This window comes from Bathymodiolus azoricus thioautotrophic gill symbiont, from assembly GCF_001298715.1.
In the GTDB taxonomy this organism is placed as follows: domain Bacteria; phylum Pseudomonadota; class Gammaproteobacteria; order PS1; family Pseudothioglobaceae; genus Thiodubiliella.
Map to the genome: position 1 here is coordinate 1 of NZ_CDSC02000023.1, position 3726 is coordinate 3726.

The 3726-nt window shown below is 41.5% G+C and carries 1 protein-coding gene; it reads right to left on the bottom strand.

Annotated elements, in window-relative coordinates; translation table 11 throughout:
* Positions 1 to 28: 28 nt before the first annotated feature.
* Positions 29 to 3682, bottom strand: a complete 3654-nt coding sequence (gene metH / locus BAZSYMA_RS00420) for a methionine synthase (protein ID WP_090714410.1) — start codon at positions 3680 to 3682, stop codon at positions 29 to 31.
* Positions 3683 to 3726: the final 44 nt, after the last annotated feature.

Here is a 3726-nt window from a genome sequence, read left to right on the forward strand (position 1 = left end):
AAACTAAATCAACACGCCAACACAAAAACTATTCCAAATTAGATGAGAGTAGTTTTTCCGCTTGTTCTAATGAAACACCTTTGCGCTTGGCGTAGTTTTCTAATTGCGCCTGATTGATTTTTGCCACACCAAAATATTTGGCATCAGGGTTAGCAAAATACCAGCCACTGACGCTAGCAGTGGGTAACATAGCATGCGAGCTAGTAAGGGTCATGCCGGTGTTTTTTTCTACATCAAGCAAATCCCAAAGTTTTTCTTTTTCGCTGTGCTCAGGGCAAGATGGATAGCCAGGGGCAGGGCGGATGCCATCAAACTTTTCTTGAATGAGTTGGTTGTTATCAAATGCCTCAGAACTATAACCCCAAAACTCAGTGCGCAGTTTAAAGTGCATAAGCTCGGTAAAGGCTTCGGCTAGGCGATCAGCCACGGCTTTAATCATGATTGAGTTGTAATCATCATGGTCGGCTTCAAATGCGCTGATGAGTGGTTCAATATTAATGCCAGTAGTCACGGCAAAAGCACCCATATAATCCTGAATACCACTGTCTTTTGGAGCGATGAAGTCGCTTAAACAGGAGTTTGGGGTGTTGCCTTTTTTATCTAACTGTTGGCGTAGGTGATTAAGGGTCATGAATACTTCGTTGTTTTCATCATACAGCTCAATATCTTCATTGATACTATTGGCTGGGAAAATACCGATAACACCGTTGGCAGTGAGCAGTTTTCCATCAATCACTTTTTTAAATAAAGCTTTGGCATCATCAAACAGTGCGCTGGCGGATTCACCCACAACCTCATCTGTTAAGATATCGGGGAATTTACCAGCCAATTCCCAAGTGCGGAAAAACGGCACCCAGTCAATAAATTTAAAAATTTCAGCCAGGTCGTAGTCTTTAAAAATATGAATGCCTAATTTTTTAGGCTTAACAATAGCATTAAAAGAGATGTTAGGCTTGTTGGCTCTGGCTTTTTCTAAAGAAATGAGTTTGCTTTTTCCTTTGTTAGCACGGCGTTGCCTGACAATTTCGTATTCTTGTTGGGTGTCAGCTAGTAATTTTGGCTTTAACTTCTCAGACAGTAGGCTTGAGGCCACACCAACAGACTTAGAGGCGTCTTGCACATAGAACACGCCATGATTGTATTCTGGCTCAATTTTCACGGCTGTATGTGCTTTAGAGGTGGTGGCACCGCCAATCATTAATGGTAACTCAAAGCCTTGGCGAGTCATTTCCTTAGCAACAAATACCATTTCATCAAGTGAGGGTGTGATGAGTCCAGAGAGGCCAATAATATCCACATTTTCTTTTCTGGCAGCCTCTAAAATAGTTTCAGTAGGCACCATCACGCCTAAATCAATAATCTCATAATTATTACAAGAAAGCACCACGCCAACAATGTTTTTGCCAATATCGTGCACATCACCCTTAACCGTTGCCATTAAGATTTTGCCTTGTGAGGTGGAGGCGCAATCTTCTTTTTCGGCTTCTAAAAATGGGTCTAGGTAGGCGACGGATTTTTTCATCACACGGGCGGACTTCACTACTTGTGGCAAAAACATTTTGCCTGCACCGAACAAATCACCGACGATATTCATGCCACTCATTAGTGGACCTTCAATGACAAGAATAGGGCGACCCAATTTATCAAAAGTTTCTTGAGTGTCTTTATCAATATATTTAGTAATACCTTTAACGAGCGCGTGTTCTAGGCGTTTTTCTACTGTCCATGTGCGCCATTCTAGGTCTTTTTTATTGTCTTTTTGCTCACCTGTAGTAGAAAACTTTGCGGCAATATCCACCAAGCGCTCGCCCGCTTGTTCGTCAGCATTAAGCACTACATCTTCAACGCATTTTTTGAGTTCTGGGTCAATATCATCATAAACCACTAACTGAGCTGCATTGACAATGCCCATTGTCATGCCAGCTTTTACTGCGTGATACAAAAATACGGAATGAATTGCCTCACGCACTGGATTGTTGCCCCTGAACGAAAACGATACATTAGAAACGCCACCCGATACCTTTGAATAGGGTAAGTTTTTTTTGATTTCACGCGTAGCTTCAATAAAATCAACGCCGTAGTTGTTGTGTTTTTCAATACCTGTGGCAATGGCAAAAATATTTGGGTCAAAAATAATGTCTTCTGGTGGAAAATTAACCTCATCAACTAAGATATGATAAGCATTGGTGCAAATCTCTATTTTGCGTGCTTGTGTGTCTGCCTGACCTGCTTCATCAAATGCCATCACGATAATAGCTGCACCATAACGCTTGCACAGATGTGCGTATTTAACAAAGTTTTCCTTACCTTCTTTGAGTGAGATAGAATTAACAATCGACTTACCTTGTATGCATTTAAGCCCTGCTTCGATAATATCCCACTTACTTGAATCCACCATTATTGGTACTTTGGAGATATCTGGCTCAGAAGCAATCAGGTTTATAAAACGAATCATGGCAGTCTTGCCATCAAGCATACCTTCATCCATATTAATATCAACCACTTGTGCGCCTTCTTCAACTTGCGTGCGACAAATATCAAGTGCCTCTTCATATTCTTCGTTAAGAATAAGGCGTTTAAATTTGGCTGAACCTGTAATATTAGCGCGCTCACCAATATTTACAAACAAAGAATCCTTACCAATATTAAAGGCTTCTAAACCTGATAATCGGCATTCCAGTAGTATCTCTGGGATTTTCCTAGGTGCCAAACCATCAATTGCATCAGCAATCGCTTTGATGTGCTCAGGGGTGGAGCCACAACAACCGCCTAAGATATTAATCAAACCTGACTCAGCCCATTCACCGACTTGCTTGCTCATTGTGCTAGCATCTAAGTCATACTCGCCGAATTCATTAGGTAGCCCAGCATTTGGGTGAGCTGAGACAAAGCAATCTGCCACGCGCGACATTTCAACCACATATTGGCGCAATAAATCAGGGCCAAGCGCACAATTAAGCCCAATAGAAATTGGGTTGGCGTGTCGTAGTGAATTATAGAAAGCTTCCGTCATTTGACCAGATAAGGTACGCCCTGAAGCATCTGTGATAGTGCCTGAAATCATAATCGGTAATTCAACATCATCATCTTCAAATACCTGTTGCACAGCGAAGATAGCTGCCTTAGCGTTGAGTGTGTCAAAGATGGTTTCAATTAGGATGATATCTGCACCACCTTCAATCAGTCCGCGTGTTGACTGCGAATAAACACCAACCAACTCATCAAAACTCACATTTCTAAAGCCTGGATCATTGACATCAGGTGAAAGCGAGCAAGTGCGTGAAGTAGGTCCGATAACACCGGCAACAAAGCGTGGTTTGTCATCTGTTGAAAACTCATTACAAGCCTGCTTGGCGAGTTTGGCACTTTCTACATTAATTTCATACGCCAAATCTTGCATTTCATAGTCAGCCATAGAAGTGCGTGAGGCGTTAAAAGTATTGGTTTCAATAATATCAGCACCAACTTCCAAATAAGAACGGTGAATATCTTGAATGATTTTTGGTTGTGTTAAAGAGAGTAGGTCGTTATTACCCTGAACAAAAATATGCCAATCCTTAAAACGCTCACCACGATAATCCTCTTCTGTGAGTTTGTGCTTTTGAATCATCGTACCCATGGCACCATCTAGCACTAAGATTCGTTGTTGTAAAAGGGATTGTAGCAACTTTTGTATACTCATTTTTAAGCATTATACCCAAAGGCAACTCTTACTAATAACACGCT